This window comes from Paenibacillus sp. FSL R7-0210 (assembly GCF_038009085.1).
Classification (GTDB): Bacteria; Bacillota; Bacilli; order Paenibacillales; family Paenibacillaceae; genus Paenibacillus_AQ; species Paenibacillus_AQ silagei.
The window spans coordinates 3,928,607-3,950,557 of the sequence record NZ_JBBPAR010000001.1 but is presented as its reverse complement, the minus strand read 5'-3'; the positions used below and the strand labels follow the sequence as shown (position 1 = coordinate 3,950,557).

The window sequence follows — 21,951 nt, the reverse complement described above, 5'->3', positions numbered from 1 at the left end:
TTTTTATTTATCAGTCTAACACTATATTTTCTGGAGGCAACCGGTTCCTGAAAAGCACCTGCAGCTATTCGGCTGTGCCGAATAATATTTTTTTCAAGTTTTGCAGAGTCGGCAGCCCCTATAGGATGCGGCTTGTGGAAGTTATAAATTATATGTCTTGACAGCGCATACATGGACATGTTAATTTTTAGTGGGGAAACCGGTTTCCCTATATTAGAAAGATTGAAATTATTGACGGCAGCTTATTCGTTACTGAAAGTGTATTGCATTCGGTTTACATGAGAGGGAGATGAGGAATGAAAAGAAAACGTAACCGCTTGCTTGTTCCCGTTCTAATCGCATCCATTGTACTGTCCATCACGATGAGTCTGTTTGTTGTACCGCCTTCTAAGGCGGAGGCTGCGAGTATTGGCACCGTAACCGAGAATGACACGATTTATCAGATTATGGTTGACCGCTTCCATGACGGTGATTCTTCCAATAATGCAACAGGCGCGGCTATCCGCTACGGGGAGAACTCCGAGGAGGACTTCCGTTATATGAAGGGCGGGGACTGGCAGGGGGTCATTGACAAGCTCCCGTATATTCACAATATGGGCTATACCGCAATCTGGATCTCACCGGTAGCCGAGCCGCAGATGACTAACCGTGAGAACAACGGTACCGGCAAGAACACGGCCTACCACGGCTACAATGTCAAAGATCCGAACAAGGCGAACCCTTACTTCGGCACCAAAGAAAAGCTGAAAGAACTTGTAGACTCCGCACATGCGCTCGGGATTAAGGTGATCATTGATGTCGTGCCTAATCACATCGGCGATTATATGCTGGGCACACAGGCGTATTATGATATCCCGACATTGCAGCCTGCGGCTCCGTTCAATAATCCGGCCTGGTACCATCACAATGGGGACATTAACTGGTCACTTGCCGATGGACGGTACGATCAGTGGGCCCAGGATTATCTGGAGAATCATGATCTGGGTGGTCTGGATGATATCGACTTTGATGTTCCTGCCGCCAAGCAGGCCATCTTCAGCTCGATCAAGGGCTGGTTTGACTATACGGGAGCAGACGGCGCCCGTGTCGATGCGGCCAAGCTGATGAAGCCGACCGATATCGGCGAGCTGCAAAATTTGCTGGGCGTGAACACTTTTGGGGAGAATTTCGACGGCAATGCCGAATTCGTCTCCCGCTGGGTCGGTACCAATAAGGAGTGGGGGATGCTCGACTTCCCGTTGTTCTTCTCCGTGCTGAACAGCTTCGCGTACGGGCAGTCTTTTGACGCAAATATTAAAGGCACCCTGGCTCAAGACTCCTACTACGGCGGCAACACCAACCATATGGTTACCTTCATCGACAATCATGACCGCAACCGCTTCTTGACCGAGGCCGGGGGCAGTGTTGAGAAGCTGCAGAATGCTTTGTCCTTTATCTTCACCGTGCGCGGAACGCCTGTGGTCTTCCAGGGAACGGAGCAGAACAAGGGCAATGGCAACGGGCAGATCATGACGGGCGGCATCGCGGATACGTGGAACCGCTGGTCGATGGTGAAGCGGGATGCAAGCGGCAATGTGCTGGAGAATTATTTCAATGAGAATGCCAGCACCTTCAAGCATGTAGCCAAGCTCAATGAGATCCGCAAAAACAACCCGGCCCTGCGCACCGGCACCCAGCGCGAAATGTGGTCGGCACAGAACCTGTACGCATTCTCCCGTCGGATTGACAGCGGAACGAATGTCGGCCAGGAGGTCATCTCCGCATTCAGTAATGCATCCGGCGGATCACAGACGGTAACGCTGCCGCTGCGCGCCGAGAGCACACTAACCGCAGGTACGGTTCTGGTGAACCAGTTGAACCCCTCCGATACTGTGACCGTGCAGGCGGGCGGTGTTACCGGTAAGCAAATTACAGTTACTCTAAGTGCCAATTCGGCCAAAATCTACTCCAAAACACAGCCGGTAACCGATACGCAAGCACCAAGTGTTCCGGGAAATGTAACAGCAACCGTACAGAATGCCTCCAGCGCGCTGGTGTCCTGGTCAGCTTCCACCGATAATGTCGGGGTGAGCGGGTACGAAATCTACCGCAATGGAGTGAAGATCGGGACTTCGGCTACGACCTCTTTTACCGATAACGGACTTGTAGGCAGCACTAATTATTCTTATACGGTAAAAGCGTATGATGCCGCCATGAATCTGTCGGCCTTCAGCGCAGCCGCTCTGATCGTTACCCCTGCCGGTAACAGTGTGACAATCTACTACAAGCAGGGTTACACCAATCCGTACATTCATTACCGCCCAGTGGGCGGGACTTGGACGACATCTCCGGGTGTGGCTATTCCAGCCGCTGAGGTAGCGGGCTATAACAAAATCACCATTAACATCGGCGCAGCCACCCAGCTCGAAGCCTGCTTCAATAACGGCAGCGGCACCTGGGACAGCAATGGTAGCAGTAATTATCTGTTCGGCACCGGTACCTGGACCTATACGCCTACAGGCAATATCCAGGCAGGCGGTCCGGTAACGCCAACGGCAACGCCGACGGCTACACCAACCGTAGCACCAACAGCGACACCAACCCTGACGCCTACGGTGGCACCAACCGTAGCACCGACTGCTACACCAACCGTAGCACCGAGTGCAACACCAACAGCATCACCGACCGTAGCGCCAACGGCGACACCTGTGCCAACCGCCACTCCGGCGGGCAACACTGCGACGATCTATTACAAGAATACAGCCTTCAGTAATTCGTATATCCATTACAAGCTGGATGGGGCGACAACCTGGACGACTTCACCGGGTGTGCAGATGCAGGCCTCTACTTTCAGTGGCTACAAAGCCATTACCATTCCGCTTGGCAGCGCCACAGGCCTAACCGCAGCCTTTAATAACGGCAGCGGGACCTGGGATAACAATGGCGGGAATAACTATCATTTTGGCACCGGCAGTTCCAGTCTGGTTGGGGGAAGCTTGACCTCCGGGGAACCGCAGGCAGACAGCATAACCTTCCGGGTTAGCGTACCGGGATCCACTCCGGCGAATGCTCCGGTCTATCTGACGGGTTCGTTCAACAGCTGGAATGCGGCAGATGCAGCCTATCTGCTGACCCGTGGCAGTGACGGCGTCTATTCCATCACCTTGAACCTTCCGGAAGGCAGCGCCGTGACGTATAAGCTGACGCGCGGAAGCTGGGGTACGGTAGAGACCGCGTCCAGCGGGGCGGACATTGCGAACCGGACGCTCACACCGGCAGGCGGAGCACAGACAGTGACACTAAGCGTGCAGCGCTGGAAGGATCAGTAAGCCGCTTGAGGGGGCGGGGGATGGATGTCCGCCGCCCCCGTTTTTTTGACGAAGAATGAACCCGATAAGAAGGAGTTGAACCATGACCAAGACCTCCAGGTCCCTGCGCAAGATTACAGCCCTGCTCCTGGGCGGGCTTCTGAGCGTTCCGGCATTAGTGTCCCCTGTCTCGGCAGAGATTGCCGCTACGCATGTCTACCATAATCATATGCCGAATTTCTGGGCTTACTATGACTTGAACACTTACAATTCCACTCCTGTAGGCAGTCCGATCCGCTATACCTACGATGGTGAAGTGATCCAACTGAAGCAGAATCCGCCCGCTGGATATCCCTATTATCTGCCGAATGGATCTCCCATGCCCCATGATGATCTGGTCTCTTACTATTCCCATCACGCCAAGACGGGCGCGTATTTAACCTGGCCCTGGAGTGTGGCGAACACGCTGCACAGCAATCATCCCCAGGCGCAGATGCATGTTACTATGTCGGGGTCCGTGGTGAACAATGTGAACAGTATTATTCAACAAGGAAATGTAAGCGGATACAATAATCCGGCCTGGGGAACCCCGTGGAAGAATGCCGTAAATCAGCTTCGGACCACAGGCGGCGACAACATGCTCGACCTGATCCATTTCTCCGGACACCATTCGATGGGACCGCTGGTCGGCAATGACTATTTGCTCAAGGATATGATTTATCATGGAGCCACGATGGCTCAGCCTTATTTCCTGGGCAGCAGCTACAAGTCGTCTAAGGGATTTTTTCCGACAGAGCTGGGGTTCTCAGAGCGGATGATCCCGGTGCTGAACAAGCTTGGCATCCAGTGGTCCGTGATCGGCAACAACCATTTCTCCCGCACCCTTAAGGATTATCCGCTGCTGGACAGTCCGGGCACAGATACGATGATCTCACCGCCCAACCGCAGCGATCTGCAGAATGTCAGTACAGCCGGAGCCTGGGTGAGTGAGCCGATGTTCAATGAGCAGCAGGTGGTCTATAATAAATATCCTTTTGCCTCAACGGCCCATTGGGTCCGTTATGTGGACCCGGCAACCGGGGCAGAATCGAGAGTGGTCGGCGTGCCTGTCGCCCAGGCGCAGTCCTGGGAAGAAGGGTATCTGGGCCAGGTAAAAGCAGATGCGCTTAAGCCGTATGAGAATCTGGTTGCGCAGAAGCAGATTTTTGTCGTGGCCCATGACGGGGATAATTCTTCAGGCCGGGCCGGCTCCGAGGAGACCTGGCGCAATGCCGGGAATGTTACCTATGCCAGCAGCGGCGTGACCGGTATGGGGATCGATGAGTATCTGCGCAGCAATACACCGGCCGCATCCGATGTGGTCCATGTGCAGGACGGCTCCTGGATCGATACCCGGGATTCGTCGTCTGATCCGACCTGGTACCATTGGCATTTGCCGTTTGGGATCTGGAAAGGCCAGTTCGCGGCCTTCAATCAGGTGAATGGGACTGCTTACGCCCCGAAGAAGAATCTGGCGGGTGTCGAGGAAGGCATGACGGTATCCTTCGAGAAGGGCTATCATTATCTGGAGCGTAATTTCGCACTGTTACAGGCTTCCCTGAACTATGCCAAGACCGCTGAGCAGATCTGGCTGGAGGAGCACCCGAATTATTGGAAGCCTGCGAACCCGCTGGACCGTGAGGTGACCTACGAAGGCAATCAATTGAATCCGTGGATGCTCTCCTATCCTGTGAAGGGCAACACGGCGAATGACTATGCTGGAGGTGCCAATCCTGCTGAGCTGGCCTGGTATTTCCTGCTGCCTGCGATGGATTCGGGATTCGGCTATTACGATGAGAATGTGGATGACAGCGTGAAGCCGGCATTGTCCTTCAATCAATCGTTATACTTCTCCAAGCCCTATGTATCGCAAAAGCTGGCCAAAGACAAAACCGGCCCCTCCGTCTGGTGGCCCCAGCGTTACCCGTACAATCCGGGCAGCGCCAATGTCAGCAAGGCAGAGGGCTGGACCCTGCAGCATTACAATAATGCTTTTGCCATCTATACGTATGCGTTCGACACCAGCGGAATCAGCGAGATCAAGGTGAAGGTCCGGGCACACCGTGATAAGACGGCAGACGCAGCGGATAATACCTTCAAAGTATATGATCCCGCAGGTCTGGCCGCAGCCGGAGTACCTGGTATTGACCCTGCCAAGGTTGGCGCGTGGACGGAATACCCGATGAATGTCCGCGACCTGAGCGCCGATATTAACGGTGTTGACTGGCAGCCAAGCAGCAAGACGATTATGCAGAAGGTTCCGGCCACGGATATCGGGAATCTGTATTTCTCCTACATCTCCGATTACCGCGATCAGCTATTGGACTACTACATTGAAGCCAAGGATGCTAAAGGCAATGTGACCAAAAGTGATATCCAGCAGGTCTATGTCGGTGCCGGCAAATATAAGCTGGCGAACGGCAAATATACGGAGAGCATGCAAGGTACTATTGAAGGGACGCATCCGTTCATCACAGATGTGCCCGCTGTCCCGGATACTGAAGCTCCGGCTGTTCCAGGCAATGTTCAGGCCACAGTGGTTAATGCTTCTTCTATCGGGCTGACCTGGAATGCCGCTTCAGATAATATTCGTGTTACCGGCTATGAGCTCTACCGCAATGGCATCAAAATCGGAACAACAGCTTCCACCTCATATACAGACAGTGGCTTGTCGGCCAGTACAACATATGAATACAGAGTTAAAGCCTATGATGCCTCCGGCAATCTCTCCGGCTTCAGTGCCGCAGCAACTGCTACCACACCGGCGGGCAATAATGTAACGATCTATTATAAGCAGGGTTACACCAATCCGTACATTCATTACCGTCCAGTGGGCGGGACTTGGACGACAGCCCCAGGCGTAGCGATTCCGGCCGCTGAGGTAGCAGGCTATCACAAAATCACCATTAACATCGGCGCAGCTACCCAGCTCGAAGCCTGCTTCAACAATGGCAGCGGCACCTGGGACAGTAACGGGGGCAGCAATTATCTGTTCGGCACCGGCACCTGGACCTACACCGGCTCTGGCAAAATCCAGCCGGGCGGTCCTGCTGCGCCAACTGCATCGCCGAGTGTAGCTCCGACGGTTACACCGACCGTGGCTCCTACGGTGGCACCAACCGTAGCACCGACTGCTACACCAACTGTAGCGCCGACCGCAACACCGACAACAGTACCAACTGCGACCCCGACGACCCAGCCGAGTGCTACGCCAACGGTGGCACCGACAGTTAAACCAAGTGCAACGCCTATTGCAACTCCAAAAGCTACACCAACTGTAGCGCCGACCGCAACACCGACGGTAGCTCCGAGTGCAACACCAACCATAGCGCCAACGGCGACACCTGTGCCAACCGCCACACCGGCGGGCAACACCGCGACCATCTATTACAAGAATACGGCATTCAGTAACTCATACATTCATTACAAGCTGGATGGGGCGACCACCTGGACGACTTCACCGGGTGTGCAGATGCAGGCCTCTACTTTCAGTGGCTACAAAGCCATTACCATCCCGCTTGGCAGCGCCACAGGTCTAACCGCAGCCTTTAATAACGGCAGCGGGACCTGGGATAACAATGGCGGGAATAACTATCATTTTGGCACCGGCAGTTCCAGTCTGGTCGGGGGAAGCTTGACCTCCGGGGAACCGCAGGCGGATAGCGTAACCTTCCGGGTTAACGTACCAGGTTCGACTCCGGCGAATGCTCCGGTCTATCTGACGGGTTCGTTCAACAGCTGGAATGCGGCAGATGTAGCCTATCTGCTGACCCGTGGCAGTGACGGCGTCTATTCCATCACCTTGAATCTTCCGGCAGGCAGCGCCGTGACGTATAAGCTGGGGCACAGTAGAGACCGCATCCAGCGGTGCAGATATTGCGAACCGGACGCTCACGACGTCAGGCGGGTCGCAGACGGTCACACTGACCGTGCAGCGCTGGAAGGATCAGTAGCGCATGTAAGTAACAAAACGGGGCCGCCCTTTCTAAGTGGTGTAGTATGCCAATTAGGAAGGGCGTTTTCTGGTTGGAGAGGTGTGCGTGCCAAATGTAATCGAAAAACCGATCACAATGCGAAGGTTGGGAGTGCACGTGCCAAATGTAATCGGAAAACCGATCACAATGCGCAGGTTGGGAGTGCACGTACCAAATGTAATCGGAAAACCGATCACAATGCGCAGGTTGGGAGTGCACGTGCCAAATGTAATCGAAAAACCGATCACAATGCGCAGGTGCGAGGTATGCGGGCCAAATATAGGCGAAAAACCGAACATAATGGGCAGTGGCGAGGTGTGCGGGCCGAATGTATGCGGAAAACCGAACACAATGTGCACGTGCTGGGTCTGCGGGCTAAATGTGTGCGGAAAACCGAATACAATGCGCATTGGTGAGGTGTGCGAGCCGAATGTATGCGGAAAACCGAACACAATGTTTAGCGGCGAGGTACGCGGGCCGATTGTATTCGGAAAACCGAATACATTGTATAGGAGCAAGGGTGAGCGTGCTGGATGTGTGCGAGGGTCTGAGGTTTACAGGGTTTTCCTGTATCTCCCACCACTTAAACAGCGCAGCGGGCGGACTGACCCGCGGAGAAGCGGTAGCGTTCGCCTTTGTGTCCGGATTTTCACCGATCAGGTAAAAATAATAAAAATCTGGACACAACAGCGATCGGAACAACAGTCCGTTTGCGGAGCGTCCATTATAGATCCCACAGCGCTCCATCCTCGGCCCAGGCTCTTGGATCTCAGACAGCGCTCCATCCTCGGCCCAGGCTCTTGGATCTCAGACAGCGCTCCATCCTCGGCCCAGGCTCTTGGATCTCAGACAGCGCTCCATCCTCGGCCCAGGCTCTTGGATCTTAGACAACGCTCCTCCCTCGCCCCCCGCACATTTTACACCCCGTTGATAATCGCCGCCGGAACTGGTATTTTGCCGAAAATGCAGGTAGAGTGTTCTCATGGACATAAACACGAGGGAAGAGGACCGCCGCAGATGAAACCATTCCGCATTCGACTTACCATCATACTTATGGCACTGATAGGAATATCAATGACCGGGGCCGGGATCACCATGGCTCAGCTGTTCAAGGATTCGCATATTTCCGTGCTGGAAGAGAACATGTCCCGGGAAATAAAGCTGCTCTCCGGCACCTTCTCATTCATGGATACCAGCAGCCCGGATGCCCTGAACTACTATACAGAACAGGCAGAGAGGATATCCATCTTGACCGGATCACGTGTCACCTTCATTACGAAGCAAGGCCGGGTCATTGGGGACTCGGAGAAGAATCCGCGTGATATGGACAACCACTCTACCCGCGAAGAGGAGCTGCTGGCCGCGAAGGAAGGGATTGGCCGGGCGATCCGTTACAGCGATACATTAGACCGTGAAATGATGTATGTGGCGGGTTCCGTGTCCTCCGATCAGGGCTTTGACGGGTATATCCGGCTGTCGATGGGGCTCGATACCGTATCCGAAGGACTGAACCGGGCGTGGATGATCATGGCAGGGGGGCTGGTGCTGCTGTTCATTGCCGCAACCTTGGTGAGCTACAAGGTGGCTTCCAGTATGACCTCACCGCTGGAGCAGATCACCAGAGTGGCGCGGCGGATTACCGATCTCGATTACGATGCCCGGGTGCCCATGAAGCGCAAGGATGAGATCGGCCAGCTGGCTACAGCCATCAACGCGATGGCCGACAGTCTCCAGGCCCAGCTGAAGACCATCCGCGACAATGAGGACCTGCTGCAGAGCGTACTCGACAATATGACCGGCGGGATCGTGATGATTAACGCTGAAGGGGAGATTGCCCTGCTTAACCGGGCCGCCGAACGGCTGCTCGATGTGAAGCACAGCGAGATGACCGGACATTCCTACAAGGAGATTAAGCATCATTATGAGCTTACCCGGCTAATTGATGATGGGGTGTCCGCAGGTGAACCTATTCACGAGGAGCGCAGCATCTATAATCCGGTGGAGCGGATTGTGCGTCTGGATGGGGTGCCGATGATTCAGGACGGCTGTTCTCGGGGCATGCTGTTCCTGCTTCAGGAGGTTACAGAGATCCGCAGGCTCGAGAAAATGCGCAGCGAATTCGTCGCCAATGTCTCCCACGAGCTGAAGACCCCTGTCGCTGCGGTAAAAGGCTTCGCCGAGACCCTCCTCGGCGGTGGCGTTACAGATGAGAAGACGGCGCGTTCGTTCCTGCAGATTATTTACGATGAGAATGAACGGCTGAACCGCCTGATCGGCGACATCCTGGAGCTGTCCAAAATCGAATCCAAACGCGTTCAGCTGGAATGCTCCCCGGTTCATCTGATCGAATTCTTCGACTCCGTACTGGAAACGCTCAGTAAGGTTGCGGAGAAGAAGAAGATTACACTTAGCTCGGATGTGCCTGCGGAGCTATTCATTGAGGGAGATGAAGACAAGCTGCGCCAGATCTTCATGAATCTGCTCTCCAATGCGATCAACTACACCCAGGACGGGGGGAATGTCAGAGTCACCGCAGTGAGCATCCAGAAGAAGGATGGCACCGAGAGCGTACGCTTTACAGTCAGTGATACGGGGATGGGGATTCCGCGCAAGGATCTGCCCCGGATCTTTGAACGCTTTTACCGGGTGGACAAAGCCCGCTCCAGAAGCTCCGGCGGAACCGGCCTCGGTCTATCCATCGTGAAGCATCTGGTTGAGCTGCACCGCGGGTCAATTAACGTTGAGAGCGATCTGGGCATCGGCAGCTCGTTCATCCTTGAACTGCCGCTGCTGCAGGAAGAGAATCTATAACCCTGCGGATCATAACGGATCAATAGAGAATAAATTTATGATTTTACACCAAGTTAACATTGTGGTGCTATGATGTGCATGTGTGCAGTTTTGTAAAATTAATAACCTATGAAAAGACGGGGGAACCTATGGCACAACGATTGCTTGTCATTGAAGACGAACCGACACTGGCCCGGCTGCTGTCTTATAACCTGACACAGGAAGGCTACGAGGTGACGGTGGAGGATCATGGAACGGCAGGATATGACCGTGCGACTAGAGAACCTTTTGACTTGATCGTACTGGATCTGATGCTGCCCGGCATGAACGGCATTGACATTCTGGATAAATTGCGTGGACAAGGCATCCGCACACCGGTTATAGTGCTGACGGCCAAGAATGCGGAAGAGGATGTCGTCCGCGGGCTGAAGTCCGGGGCGGATGACTATATTACGAAGCCCTTCGGCGTATCCGAGCTGCTGGCGCGGGTCAGCGCTGTACTGCGGCGGATCTCCGGTATTGCCGAAGAAGCTCCGCCCGAGACGGCGGTGTCTGCATCGACGATTATTCTCGGACAGCTGGAGATCTACCCTGAGCGTTATGAAGTCTCGCTGGGCGGACAGAGCATCAATCTGCGGCCGAAGGAATTTGAAGTCCTGCTGTATCTGGCCCGCAAGCCGGGCGTTGTCCTGACACGGGATGATCTGATGAATGCGGTCTGGGGCTTCGACTATATCGGAGGCCAGCGTACCGTCGATGTGCATGTCAGTTCCCTGCGCAAGAAGCTGGAGCTTGACCCTGAATCCGTGCATATTGATTCCATCCGCGGCGTGGGCTACAAGCTGGTTGTCAACAAGAAGAGAACACCAGTCATTTAACATGACGGTGTTCTTTTCTCACAAGATAAGCATCTTCTCCTCCGGCATTGTCTAACTGTACAAGGATTTTTACACTGCGTTAACAATTCTCTGGAGCTCTATTTACACTGAAAGCTTATCATGGGGAACGAAGATGATGAGAAGGAGACAACAGAAACTAATGAAATCCATCATTGACATAGAGAAGCTAGATCTCTACTATGAGTCATTCCATGCCCTGAAGAAGGTGGATTTGCAGATTCCGGAGAAGCAGGTGACTGCGTTTATCGGACCCTCCGGCTGCGGGAAATCCACATTGCTGCGTACCCTTAACCGTATGAACGACATGATTCCCGGAACACGTATTGAAGGTAAAGTGAATATCGGCGGCAAAAACATCTACAGCGACGAGATTGAAGTGGAGAGTCTGCGCAAGCAGGTGGGGATGGTGTTCCAGCAGCCCAATCCTTTTCCCAAGTCGATCTATGATAACGTGGCTTATGGCCCGCGTCTGCACGGTGTGAAGAGCAAAGCCGAGCTGGATGTCCTGGTAGAGCAAAGTCTGCGCCAGTCTGCACTCTGGGAGGAAGTGAAGGATTTCCTCAAAAAGTCGGCCTTAAGTCTGTCCGGAGGCCAGCAGCAGCGTCTCTGTATTGCCAGAGCCCTTGCCGTACAGCCGGATATTCTGCTGATGGATGAGGCGACTTCAGCGCTAGACCCGGTGTCCACACTCAAGATTGAGGAGCTGGTCCAGGAGCTGCGGGATAAGTATACGATTGTAATGGTCACGCATAATATGCATCAGGCCGCCCGGGTATCGGGACGCACTGTATTTTTCCTGAACGGTGTTATTGTGGAGGCTGCGGACACGGAGCTGCTGTTCTCGAACCCTAAGGATTCCCGCACAGAAGACTATATTTCTGGCCGCTTCGGCTAAGAATGGCTGCTTCGTAAGTCTTAGGTTCACTCTTGTTCACCCGATATGACCAAATGTTTGTGAGGAGGATCACTTTCGATATGATTCGCAGAAAAGAATTCGATAAAGATCTGGAAGAACTGCGCTCTCTGCTGCAGCAGATGGGCGAGCATGTAACGGATGCACTCGACGGTGCGGTACTGGCCCTACAGACCCTTGATACGGTACGGGCGCAGGAGATTGTCAAAGCGGACCTGCGGCTGAACGCCATGGAAGACCGGATTATGGAGATCGGCTCACGGCTGATCATCACCCAGCAGCCGGTGGCGAAGGACCTGCGCCGCATTATTGTAGCCTTCAAAATCTCCAGCGATCTGGAGCGTATGGGCGATCTGGCACTGGATGTAGCCAAGGTAACGATGCGCATCCAGGGACAGCAGCTGATTAAGCCGCTTGTGGATATTCCGCGCATGGCTGAGCTTGTTACGATCATGACCACGGAGGCTATTCAGTCTTATCTGGACGAGAATACGGATCTGGCCTACAAAATGGCGCAGGATGACGATCAGGTCGATGGTCTGTACAGCGCGATGATTAACGAACTGTACACTTATATGGTTCAGAGGCCTGAGACAGTGAATCAGGCGATGCTGCTCACACTGGTTGGCCGTTACATTGAGCGGATTGCCGATCATGCCACGAATATTGGCGAGAGTGTAGTGTATCTGGTTACAGGTAAACGTCCGGATTTGAACCAATAACAGTATAGACTGCCAGAGGCAAGCCTTCATTCCGGGGGCTTGTTTTTTATTTTGGCATAAAGCGGCGATTCGTGGCAGAGCCATTTCGTCTTGGTGCGGAGCATATGTTACTATGTAAGGAGAAAGCAAGAAAAAGGCGAGGTGCTAGTGTGGACAAGCTGATACTCATTGATGGAAATAATATCATTTACCGGGCGTTCTTCGCCATGCCGCCGCTGACGAATACAGCGGGACAGCAGACGAATGCGGTATACGGTTTCACGACGATGCTGCTGCGTCTGCTGGAGGAGCATAAACCGACACATATGATTGTAGCCTTCGACGCGGGGAAGATTACCTTCCGGCATGAAGGCTATGAGGATTATAAGGGCGGGCGTCAGAAGACCCCGCCGGAGCTGTCCGAGCAGTTCCCGCTGCTCAAGGAACTGCTGAAGGGTCTGGGAGTTCCGCAGTTCGAGATTGCAGGCTACGAGGCCGACGATATTATCGGCACCATCTCCAGGGAAGCGGATGCCGCCGGCCGTCAGGTGATGATTGTGTCCGGGGATAAGGATATGCTGCAGCTGGCTTCCGAGCATACCACCATAGCGCTGGTGCGCAAGGGAGTTACGGAAGTGGAACTTTACGGACCTAAGCAGATCCGTGACAAATATGATCTCACCCCAGAGCAGATCATTGATCTGAAGGGGCTGATGGGCGATGCCAGCGATAATATTCCCGGGGTGCCGGGAGTCGGGGAGAAGACAGCGCTTAAGCTGCTCCAGCAGTTCGGATCGGTGGAGGGCGTGCTGGCCGGAACCGGTGAGCTGAAGGGCAAGATGAAAGAGAAGCTGGAAGAGCATGCGGACAGCGCCATCATGAGCAAAAAGTTGGCGACGATCTACCGCGAGGTTCCGCTTGAGCATACGTGGGAGGATATGGTCTTCAGCGGGATTAACACGGACACGGCTGGGCCGGCGCTCGCCAAGCTGGAATTCCGCTCGCTGCTGGAGCGCCTGTCGCTGAGCGCCTATTCACATGCGGCGGACGGCAGCCTGACGGGTTCCCCCGTGGTGGAAGCCGCAGAGCTTAATATTACAATTGTTGACGAAGCCGGAATAGAGAAGCTGGTTCAGGCACTGCCGGGCATCTCCGCCCTGCATGTGGAATCTAACGGGGAGAACCCGCACCGTGCCGAAGTGATCGGTCTCGGGCTGTCTTCGCCGGAGCAGCATTACTTTGTGTCTTTTGCCTTGCTGAAGAGTAAGGCGGCAGCACCCCTGCGGGACTGGCTCGGTGACGAGCAGGCGCCGAAGAGCGGGTATGATCTGCACCGTGCCGATCTGGCGCTGCATTGGCAGGGGATTGCTTTTGCCGGAGCCGCTAACGATGTTCAGCTGGCCGCCTACCTGCTGGACCCGACCGAAGCCAGCCAGAATCTGAATGACCTGACCACGAAATACGGCCTACCCCGCTTGTCGCCGGATGAGGATGTCTTCGGCAAAGGGGCCAAATATAGAATTCCTGAGCTTAAGATTCTCGGTGAGCATGTCGCCCGTAAGAGTGCGACTGTGCTTGGCATTGTACAGAAGCAGCAGGAGGAGCTGGACAAGACGGACATGACCGGTCTGTTCCAGGACCTGGAGATGCCGCTGTCACGGATTCTCGCCGATATGGAGAAGCAGGGCATTGCTGTTAACAAGGATGATCTCGTCCAGCTCGGCAGGGAATTTGAAGCCCAGATCTCCCGGCTGGTCACTGAGATCTACTCCGCTTGCGGAACCGAATTCAATCTTAATTCTCCGAAGCAGCTGGGCGAGGTTCTGTTCGTGAAGCTCGGTCTGCCGGTCGTGAAGAAGACGAAGACCGGGTATTCGACGGATGCCGAGGTACTGGAAAAGCTTGCGCCTTATCATGACGCTGTGCGCCTGATTCTGCAATACCGTACCATTGCCAAGCTGCAATCCACGTATGTGGAAGGCCTGATGAAGGAAATCTCGCCGGAGACCGGCAAGGTACACACCTTTTACCGGCAGACGATTGCGGCCACGGGCCGGCTCAGCAGCCAGTTCCCGAACCTGCAGAACATTCCAATCCGGCTCGAAGAGGGCCGCAAGATCCGTAAGGTATTCGTGCCCTCCGAGCCGGGCTGGTCGATTCTGGCGGCGGATTACTCGCAGATCGAGCTGCGTGTGCTGGCGCATATCTCAGGTGATGAGCGGATGAAGGAAGCTTTTGTCGAGGATATGGATATTCATACTAAGACCGCCATGGACGTATTCGGCGTCCCTGCGGAGAGTGTGGACAGTAATATGCGCCGCTCCGCCAAAGCAGTTAACTTCGGGATTGTCTACGGCATCAGCGATTACGGCCTGTCGCAGAACCTGAACATCCCGCGCAAGGAAGCGGCCAGGTTCATTGAGCAGTATTTCGAGGTGTTCCAAGGTGTGCGCCGTTACATGGATGATATCGTAGTCGAGGCCCGTAAGCAGGGGTATGTTACTACTCTGCTGGAACGCCGCCGTTATCTGCCGGAGATCAATGCGAAGAACTTCAATCTGCGGTCCTTCGCAGAACGTACGGCGATGAATACGCCGATTCAGGGAACCGCTGCGGATATTATCAAGCTGGCCATGGTTCATATGGACAAGGCGCTGCATGAGCGCGGCCTGAAGAGCCGGATGCTGCTCCAGGTACACGATGAGTTAGTATTCGAGGTGCCGGAGGAGGAGCTGGAGCAAATGAAGCAGCTTCTGCCCGAGGTGATGGCCGGAGCGCTGCAGCTGTCTGTTCCGCTGAAGGCAGAGGTAAGTTATGGCAGCAACTGGTACGAAGCGAAATAGGCTCCCCGCACATGGCAGATATCCGGTATAATGGAGTGGAGGTGAGCCATGATGCCGGAATTGCCGGAAGTCGAAACAGTCAGAAGAACACTTAATGAGTTAATTACAGGCAAGCAGATAGAGCATGTCACCGTCCGGCTGCCGCGGATCATTCAGCGCCCGGATGATATTCAGGTCTTTGCCCATATGCTGGCAGGCCATACAGTGGTAACGGTTGAGCGCAGAGGCAAGTTCCTGCGTTTCGTATTTGACGGGCTGGTGATGGTCTCCCATCTGCGGATGGAGGGCCGTTACGGGGTGTACCGTGAGGGCGAGCTGCTGGACAAGCATACGCATGTTATTTTCCATTTCACAGATGGGACGGAGCTGCGTTATACGGATGTGCGCCAGTTCGGGACGATGCATCTATTCCAGCCGGGAGAGGATCTGCAGCTGAAGCCGCTGAACAAGCTGGGGCAGGAGCCGCTGGATGCCGATTTCACGCTGGAACGGTTCAAGGAGATTGTCGTTAAGCGGAGCACCAAGATCAAGCCGCTGCTGCTCAATCAGGAATATATAGTAGGTATCGGCAATATTTATGTAGATGAGTCCCTGCACCGTGCAGGCATCCACCCGGAGGAGACCGCGAAGTCCCTCTCGGAGGATCAGCTGGCCAGACTGCATCATGCTATTGTCGCAACACTGACGGAAGCAGTGAATGCCGGAGGCTCCTCCGTGAAGTCATATGTCAACGGCCAGGGAGAGAGCGGGAGCTACCAGGATCAGCACAAGATCTACGGACGCAAGGATCAGCCGTGTGCCACCTGCGGCACGCTGATTGAGAAGAGTGTGGTCGGCGGACGGGGAACGCATTATTGTCCCAGCTGCCAGCCGGTACCTGTACTGATTCTGTAATATTTATTTAGAGTCAGCGCCGCATTTACAGCCCGTTTCCAGGCAAGTTACATCTGAGTTATAACCGTTATGTATAAAGGCAGGCACTTCCTGCCCGTCCCGCCCATATAATGTGTGAAGATTGCTGATTATGGCGAAACGGAGCTCCGGCTCCGGTTCTTCACGGGAGGGATTGCGGGTGCTTAGCCCATTGTTGTCACTGCTGTTGCTTGCGTTTGCGCTTAGTCTGGATGGATTTGGTGTAGGCATTACATATGGACTGCGTAAAATGAAAATTCCCCTGCTCTCCATTATCATTATCTCGCTCTGTTCAGGGGTCGTCATTTATGGTTCTATGCAGGTCGGCGTGCTGCTGGCAAAGGTAGTCTCCCCGAATGCCGCTTCCAGTGTCGGAGCGGTTATTCTCGTCTTAATGGGCTGTTGGTCCCTGTTCCAGATGCTGACACAGAAGGAGAAGGAGCAGGAAGAGGCTGCGCCCGGGCAGGAGATCAGGAGGGAGACGGCTGCTGCCGCACAGAGTGCTGAGGCAGAGCTGAAGCCGGCTGTATTCTCGCTGGAGCTTCGCCATCTGGGCGTGGTTATACAGATTCTCCGCACGCCGTCTTCCGCTGATATGGATGCCTCGGGAAGCATCTCCTCCATGGAAGCCATGATCCTGGGGATCGCGTTGTCGCTGGATGCCTTCGGTGCCGGCCTCGGTGCGGCACTACTCGGATTCAGCCCGTGGTCCACCTCGCTGATGATCGCTGTATTCAGCGGGACCTTTTTGCTGATGGGAATGAAGACAGGACTGAGATTATCAGGCAGCTACTGGATGAAGCATGCCGCTGCGCTGCCCGCGATATTATTAATTGTAATGGGTATAATGAAGTTATTATGAGGTGAGTACATGATTATAGGCTTAACCGGAGGCATCGCTTCGGGAAAAAGCACCGTGTCTGCACTGTTTGTCCGCAAGGGAGCTGCACTGGTGGATGCCGATGTCATCGCCAGAGAGGTGATGCTCCCCGGGCACCCGGTGCTGGCGGCGGCGGTGGAGGCTTTTGGAGACCGCATTCTGCTGCCTGACGGTTCGCTGGACCGGGCAGGTCTTGGCGAGATTGTCTTCCGGGACCCGGAGGCGCTCAAGACACTGAATAACCTGACCCATCCGGCAATCCGCAGGGAGATTAAGGACAGAATGTATGCGCTTGAACAAGAGAATCCGCAGCGGCTCGTCATTGTGGACATTCCGCTGCTCTACGAATCAGAGCTGGATTCCTTGTTCGATCAGATTATTGTGGTCTATGTTCCGAGGAGGGTGCAGCTAGCCCGCCTCATGGAGCGCAGCGGAATGAAGCTGGAACAGGCTGAGGACCGGCTGAGGTCGCAGATGGATATTGAACTGAAGCGCAGGAAAGCGACATTTGTGATCGACAATAGCGGTGATCCTGAGTCTGCCGAGCTTCAGGTTGCCCGTCTGTGGGACAGGCTGGGTCTGATATGATGAAGTGGCTGCGCAAAAAAAGAGTCCTGCTGCTGCTGTTCATCGGCTTCACCGCGATCCTGTTTCTTGGCTCCAACTGGATGTCATGGTTTTATCCCATTTATTTTAAAGCAGAGATCCGCCAGCACAGCCAGACGTATGAGATGGACCCATTCCTGGTGGCGTCCATCATCCGTGTGGAGACCAATTATAAGACTGGCCGCGAATCCAAAAAAGGCGCACTGGGGCTCATGCAGCTCATGCCGGATACCGCCAAGTGGGCGCTCGAAAAGGCCAAGCTCCCCGACGTGTCGCTGGAGCGGCTGAAGGAAGAGCCCTCCTCCAATATTGAACTGGGCACCTGGTATTTGTCTACGCTGTCCAAGCAGTTCGACGGCAACCGTATAGCGGTCATAGCCGCCTATAATGCCGGACCTGGTAAGGTGCAGAGCTGGTTGGATGAAGGGCAATGGGACGGAACAGAAGCCTCTGTGAAGGACATTCCGTTCGGTGAGACCCGTCACTACGTACAGCGTGTAATTTATTATTATGATCAATACACCGAGCTCTATAGTGAGTTCTAGGGTGCTTGTTACTTCTGCTGCTGTTATGTAAAAAGAAGCATCAAACGGCCGGAGGCCGTTCGATACTTCTTAGGCAAGCTTATGTCGTGTGGGCAGGTATTATTTGTACTGACCTGCCAGTTGCTGTTCAGCCAGGGTTACAAGACGTTTAGTGATGTAACCACCGATCGAACCGTTTTCGTAAGAAGTTTTATTGCCTTGGTATCCGTCTGGGGAGAGGGTGATACCTAGTTCCTGGGCAACTTCATATTTCAGTTGTTCCAAGGCACCGCGTGAGTTTGGAGCTACCAGGTTATTGGAGTTGTTATTTTGGCTCATTGCTGTTCACCTCCTATCGGTTGGTAACTGTATTATGTGCCGGACATGTCAGATTCATAACAACAAATAAACGGTGTTTTCTGGAAATTAAATGATGCCCGCATAGCCCTTGTGTATCAAGGGACGGGGCCTGACCATTCTAATGATGAGGAAGTGAAGAAGCTTATGAAATGTCCTTACTGCGACCACACCAATACCAAAGTCCTGGACTCGCGCCCTGCCAACGAGAATAAGTCCATTCGCCGCAGGCGGGAATGCGAACTGTGCAGCCGCCGTTTCACCACCTTCGAGATGATTGAAGAGACCCCCCTGATTGTGATCAAAAAAGGCGGCAGCCGTGAAGAGTTCAGCCGTGACAAAATCCTCCGCGGCCTGATCCGTGCCTGCGAGAAGCGTCCGGTCCCTGTAGAGCGCCTGGAGGTCATCGTATCTGAGGTGGAGAAAAGCCTGCGCGGCATCGCTCTCGCCGAGATCGAGAGCCGCCAGATCGGCGAGCTGGTCATGGAGCAGCTCTACCCTGTCGACGAGGTAGCCTACGTCCGCTTCGCGTCCGTGTACCGCCAGTTCAAGGACATCAACATGTTCATGAAGGAACTGAAGGGACTGCTGTCCAAGACTGAGGAGCTGGACGGGCTGTAAGCTTCGCCGTTTAGAAGTGAAGGATTCGATTGGGGTAGTGGGGCTGGCCTTGAGGTTGAGAGGTCAGTTCCCGGGTGGAGCGTCTTGTATCAAAATTAATTTCGGAAAAGTGTTGACACTGAAAGCAGATTTCTGTATTATATAGAAGTCGCCTACGAAACACATTGATGAATAAGCGACTTGAGCTTCTCGCTCAGATCAGATTGTAGAATACATAATGTAATTCTAAATTGGCAAAATTGTAAAAAATATGGGGCCATAGCTCAGCTGGGAGAGCGCATCGCTGGCAGCGATGAGGTCAGGGGTTCGATCCCCCTTGGCTCCACCAATTTCATACGGACTCTTAGCTCAGTTGGTAGAGCAGTAGACTCTTAATCTATTTGTCCAGGGTTCGAGCCCCTGAGAGTCCATCACATGAAGAACGGCAGAGATGCCGTTCTTTTGCTGTTTCATGGAATATGGGTGATTAAGTAGGGGAACAGCAAGGGCTTGAGGTCCATTCCCGAACCTTGAACCCCGAACCCGACCCCGCCCCCGAACCCGAACCCCCGAACCCAAACTGCGAAATATGGTTTCCATCGAGTTCCTTCGGTTCTAGATGTGTCTAAAGGATTGCTACGGACCCCACAGCCCTTATTTTCTCTATTCAGTATAATTGAAAGGGCTAACGGACCGTATCGCGCTTAAGGCCTCTTCACCATCCAAATATGAGATGAAATCTAATAAATAGCGCCATCTGAGTCCGTAAGCTTGGTAAAATTGTGCTTTTTGTAGAAATAGGTGCGTCTCGGTCCGTTACAGCTGATTGATACCTCTACTTCTTCACGCTCACAGCCACGGAATTCAAGTGTTTTTACCATATCAGCTTTATAATTCATGCTCCTAAACATACGTTAAACTCTAAGCTGATATGTCCGATAACGCTGCTGTCCTCCGGCCACATCCAGTAACTGTTGTTCGACCAAATGATGCAGAATTCGTCTGGAGTGCCTATCCGTTACCCTGAGATGCTTAGCAAGCTCGAAAGGTGTGAATGCCCTGAGCAGACGTCTTGCGTAACGAAGGGTCTCCGCTTCCAGCCAAGTTAATGTGGAAGAAACATCCGTCGCAATGAATTTGCCGATAAAAGACAACACCAACTGCTGACATTGCTTGGGTTCTTCGATAATTGAAGGATAAGCGATAGGAAGAAAAGTCCAACTATCAAGGGCCAGTAAGCAATGCCGGCGGCATAGATCCTTGAAGCGTCTGACATCCAGATCTCTGGCGTGAGGTCCATAGCCTTGAATCTCAATCCCGCCTTTTGCACCTCCAGGCATATAAGCCAAGTCCAGATAGCGGTACCCGTTATTGAAATCACGCACTTCCCATTCTGGAAACAAATGATCGAAATTGCCGATTGCCGGAAACCATACCTTGCGGAGAAATTCAACTGTTCCGTGGCCTAATCCTTTGCCAAGTAACTCCTTGCGCCTGTGGTTGCTCTCATTCTTAAGATTGCTAACTAACCATTCCTCGTACTGCTGCTCAAATCGCGGCATCCGTACTCCTCCTCGAACGCTCAACTTAGTATTTATTTTTCCCGCAAAAAAGCCGCCTCAATACTCAACCCTCTCCAAGAATCTAACTCGGAAGGGGCAGAGCATTAAAAGCGGCGTGTGCTTCACAACCTATGTTTCTTATTATAGCGCTACAAATCCAGGAATCAATAAGTAGTTACAGAGGTTCTAATCGTGCAGTATACTATAGAGGATTTATATTTTTGTTTTCTTTTATTTATTGTTTGCATGTATATTATCCTTAAATCCTCATAGGAGGCTGAAATCAAACATGCTTGTGCCAAAAAGAATGGATAAACAAACAACTAGTGAGCTAGCTGAAGATGACTATTCAATTGACGATATTCTTGAATCTGAAGGTATACTGACGCCTAATGAAGCAAAAAAACTGTACAATGAGGTTCGGAGAATGCGTGAGGAAGAATGAATTGATAAAAGGGGAGAGTCCGATGACTAACAACGAACAAGCCAGATTATTCAAAGTAACCTTAAGCGATTGGAACGGTGCGGTGCGTGGTCGGCCTACCCGGAAGATTGCAATTTCTGCAAAGGCGTCGCTGTACGATCTTGCGGCAGTTACGATTGAATCTTTTGATTTTGATCTGGATCATGCCTTTGGATTCTATGATAATCTCAAAAACTGGACACGCTCTGAGGAAGGCTATGAATTATTTGCTGATGTGGGGGCGGGGGATAGGTTTCCTGGAGTGCAAAAAGCAACAATCAGTAAAGTTTTTCATACCCCCAAACAAAAGATGCTGCTCCTATTCGATTATGGCGATGAGTGGAGAATGATTGTTCAATATCTGGGAGAGACTGAAGTGAAGCCGGGACAAAAACTGCCTATGGTCACGGAGATCGAGGGAGAGGCACCGGATCAATATGGCGGCTTTGATGAAGATGAAGACGAAGAGGATGAAGAGGCATAGATGGAAATAATATACATATCGGATAGATATTAAAATCATGGGCTCGGGAGCCGGAGAAATGATGGAGGAATTAATCCACGTTATCCGGAACATTCCGAACCTTTTTTTTATTTACGC

General features: G+C 53.1%; 16 protein-coding genes and 2 tRNA genes. 16 read left to right on the top strand and 2 right to left on the bottom strand.

All coding sequences use genetic code 11. The features are described from left to right. Positions 1 to 296: 296 nt before the first annotated feature. The 11 genes from MKY64_RS16960 (at position 297) to MKY64_RS16910 (ending at position 18,389) form a co-directional block, all read left to right on the top strand. Positions 297 to 3,308: a carbohydrate binding domain-containing protein gene (locus MKY64_RS16960; protein ID WP_340954508.1), complete on the top strand. Its 3,012-nt coding sequence runs from the start codon at positions 297 to 299 to the stop codon at positions 3,306 to 3,308. An 82-nt stretch (positions 3,309 to 3,390) separates the two neighbouring features. Next, positions 3,391 to 7,716 (top strand): carbohydrate binding domain-containing protein, encoded by a 4,326-nt coding sequence (locus MKY64_RS16955; RefSeq protein WP_340954505.1) that lies wholly within the window; start codon positions 3,391 to 3,393, stop codon positions 7,714 to 7,716. A gap of 601 nt (positions 7,717 to 8,317) precedes the next feature. Beyond that, complete coding sequence (pnpS, locus tag MKY64_RS16950) at positions 8,318 to 10,111, top strand: two-component system histidine kinase PnpS (protein WP_340954502.1); 1,794 nt, start codon at positions 8,318 to 8,320, stop codon at positions 10,109 to 10,111. Between the two features lie 128 nt (positions 10,112 to 10,239). Continuing rightward, entirely contained in the window at positions 10,240 to 10,968 is a 729-nt protein-coding gene (locus tag MKY64_RS16945; protein WP_076082862.1) for a response regulator transcription factor, read from the top strand. Between the two features lie 160 nt (positions 10,969 to 11,128). Further along, positions 11,129 to 11,884: a phosphate ABC transporter ATP-binding protein PstB gene (gene pstB / locus MKY64_RS16940; RefSeq protein ID WP_036725565.1), complete on the top strand. Its 756-nt coding sequence runs from the start codon at positions 11,129 to 11,131 to the stop codon at positions 11,882 to 11,884. 80 nt (positions 11,885 to 11,964) lie between these two features. Next, on the top strand, positions 11,965 to 12,624 hold the full coding sequence (phoU, locus tag MKY64_RS16935; protein WP_340954500.1) for a phosphate signaling complex protein PhoU: 660 nt from the start codon (positions 11,965 to 11,967) through the stop codon (positions 12,622 to 12,624). 149 nt (positions 12,625 to 12,773) lie between these two features. Further along, on the top strand, positions 12,774 to 15,446 hold the full coding sequence (gene polA / locus MKY64_RS16930) for a DNA polymerase I (RefSeq protein ID WP_340954496.1): 2,673 nt from the start codon (positions 12,774 to 12,776) through the stop codon (positions 15,444 to 15,446). A gap of 51 nt (positions 15,447 to 15,497) precedes the next feature. Further along, complete coding sequence (mutM, locus tag MKY64_RS16925; RefSeq protein ID WP_340958104.1) at positions 15,498 to 16,340, top strand: DNA-formamidopyrimidine glycosylase; 843 nt, start codon at positions 15,498 to 15,500, stop codon at positions 16,338 to 16,340. Between the two features lie 178 nt (positions 16,341 to 16,518). Further along, entirely contained in the window at positions 16,519 to 17,220 is a 702-nt protein-coding gene (gene ytaF, locus MKY64_RS16920; RefSeq protein ID WP_036725560.1) for a sporulation membrane protein YtaF, read from the top strand. Positions 17,221 to 17,229: 9 nt separating this feature from the next. Further along, complete coding sequence (coaE, locus tag MKY64_RS16915) at positions 17,230 to 17,826, top strand: dephospho-CoA kinase (protein WP_036725559.1); 597 nt, start codon at positions 17,230 to 17,232, stop codon at positions 17,824 to 17,826. Continuing rightward, positions 17,826 to 18,389 carry a lytic transglycosylase domain-containing protein gene (locus MKY64_RS16910; protein ID WP_340958103.1) on the top strand — a complete coding sequence of 188 codons (564 nt, stop codon included), beginning with the start codon at positions 17,826 to 17,828 and terminating at the stop codon, positions 18,387 to 18,389. Before coaE ends, MKY64_RS16910 begins: the two co-directional genes overlap by 1 nt. Positions 18,390 to 18,488: 99 nt before the next feature. Here MKY64_RS16910 and MKY64_RS16905 read toward each other — a convergent pair whose 3' ends face one another. Next, the gene (locus MKY64_RS16905) at positions 18,489 to 18,707 is read right to left on the bottom strand and encodes an alpha/beta-type small acid-soluble spore protein (RefSeq protein WP_036695868.1); all 219 of its coding nucleotides are present in this window, start codon (positions 18,705 to 18,707) and stop codon (positions 18,489 to 18,491) included. 165 nt (positions 18,708 to 18,872) lie between these two features. Here MKY64_RS16905 and nrdR point away from each other — a divergent pair, with 165 nt between their 5' ends. The 3 genes from nrdR (at position 18,873) to MKY64_RS16890 (ending at position 19,756) form a co-directional block, all read left to right on the top strand. Continuing rightward, positions 18,873 to 19,346: a transcriptional regulator NrdR gene (nrdR, locus tag MKY64_RS16900; RefSeq protein WP_036725557.1), complete on the top strand. Its 474-nt coding sequence runs from the start codon at positions 18,873 to 18,875 to the stop codon at positions 19,344 to 19,346. Between the two features lie 252 nt (positions 19,347 to 19,598). Beyond that, positions 19,599 to 19,674: transfer RNA gene (locus MKY64_RS16895), tRNA-Ala, on the top strand. Between the two features lie 9 nt (positions 19,675 to 19,683). Next, a tRNA-Lys gene (locus MKY64_RS16890) sits at positions 19,684 to 19,756 on the top strand. A 483-nt stretch (positions 19,757 to 20,239) separates the two neighbouring features. On the opposite strand, the gene MKY64_RS16885 is transcribed toward MKY64_RS16890, so the two are convergent. Next, complete coding sequence (locus MKY64_RS16885; RefSeq protein WP_340954492.1) at positions 20,240 to 20,887, bottom strand: transcriptional regulator; 648 nt, start codon at positions 20,885 to 20,887, stop codon at positions 20,240 to 20,242. 289 nt (positions 20,888 to 21,176) lie between these two features. Here MKY64_RS16885 and MKY64_RS16880 point away from each other — a divergent pair, with 289 nt between their 5' ends. Together MKY64_RS16880 and MKY64_RS16875 are read left to right on the top strand one after the other, a co-directional pair. Then, a complete protein-coding gene (locus MKY64_RS16880) occupies positions 21,177 to 21,332 on the top strand; it encodes a hypothetical protein (RefSeq protein ID WP_209874683.1) in 156 nt (51 codons plus the stop codon). A 22-nt stretch (positions 21,333 to 21,354) separates the two neighbouring features. Next, positions 21,355 to 21,834 (top strand): IS1096 element passenger TnpR family protein, encoded by a 480-nt coding sequence (locus tag MKY64_RS16875; RefSeq protein ID WP_340954488.1) that lies wholly within the window; start codon positions 21,355 to 21,357, stop codon positions 21,832 to 21,834. Positions 21,835 to 21,951 lie beyond the last annotated feature (117 nt).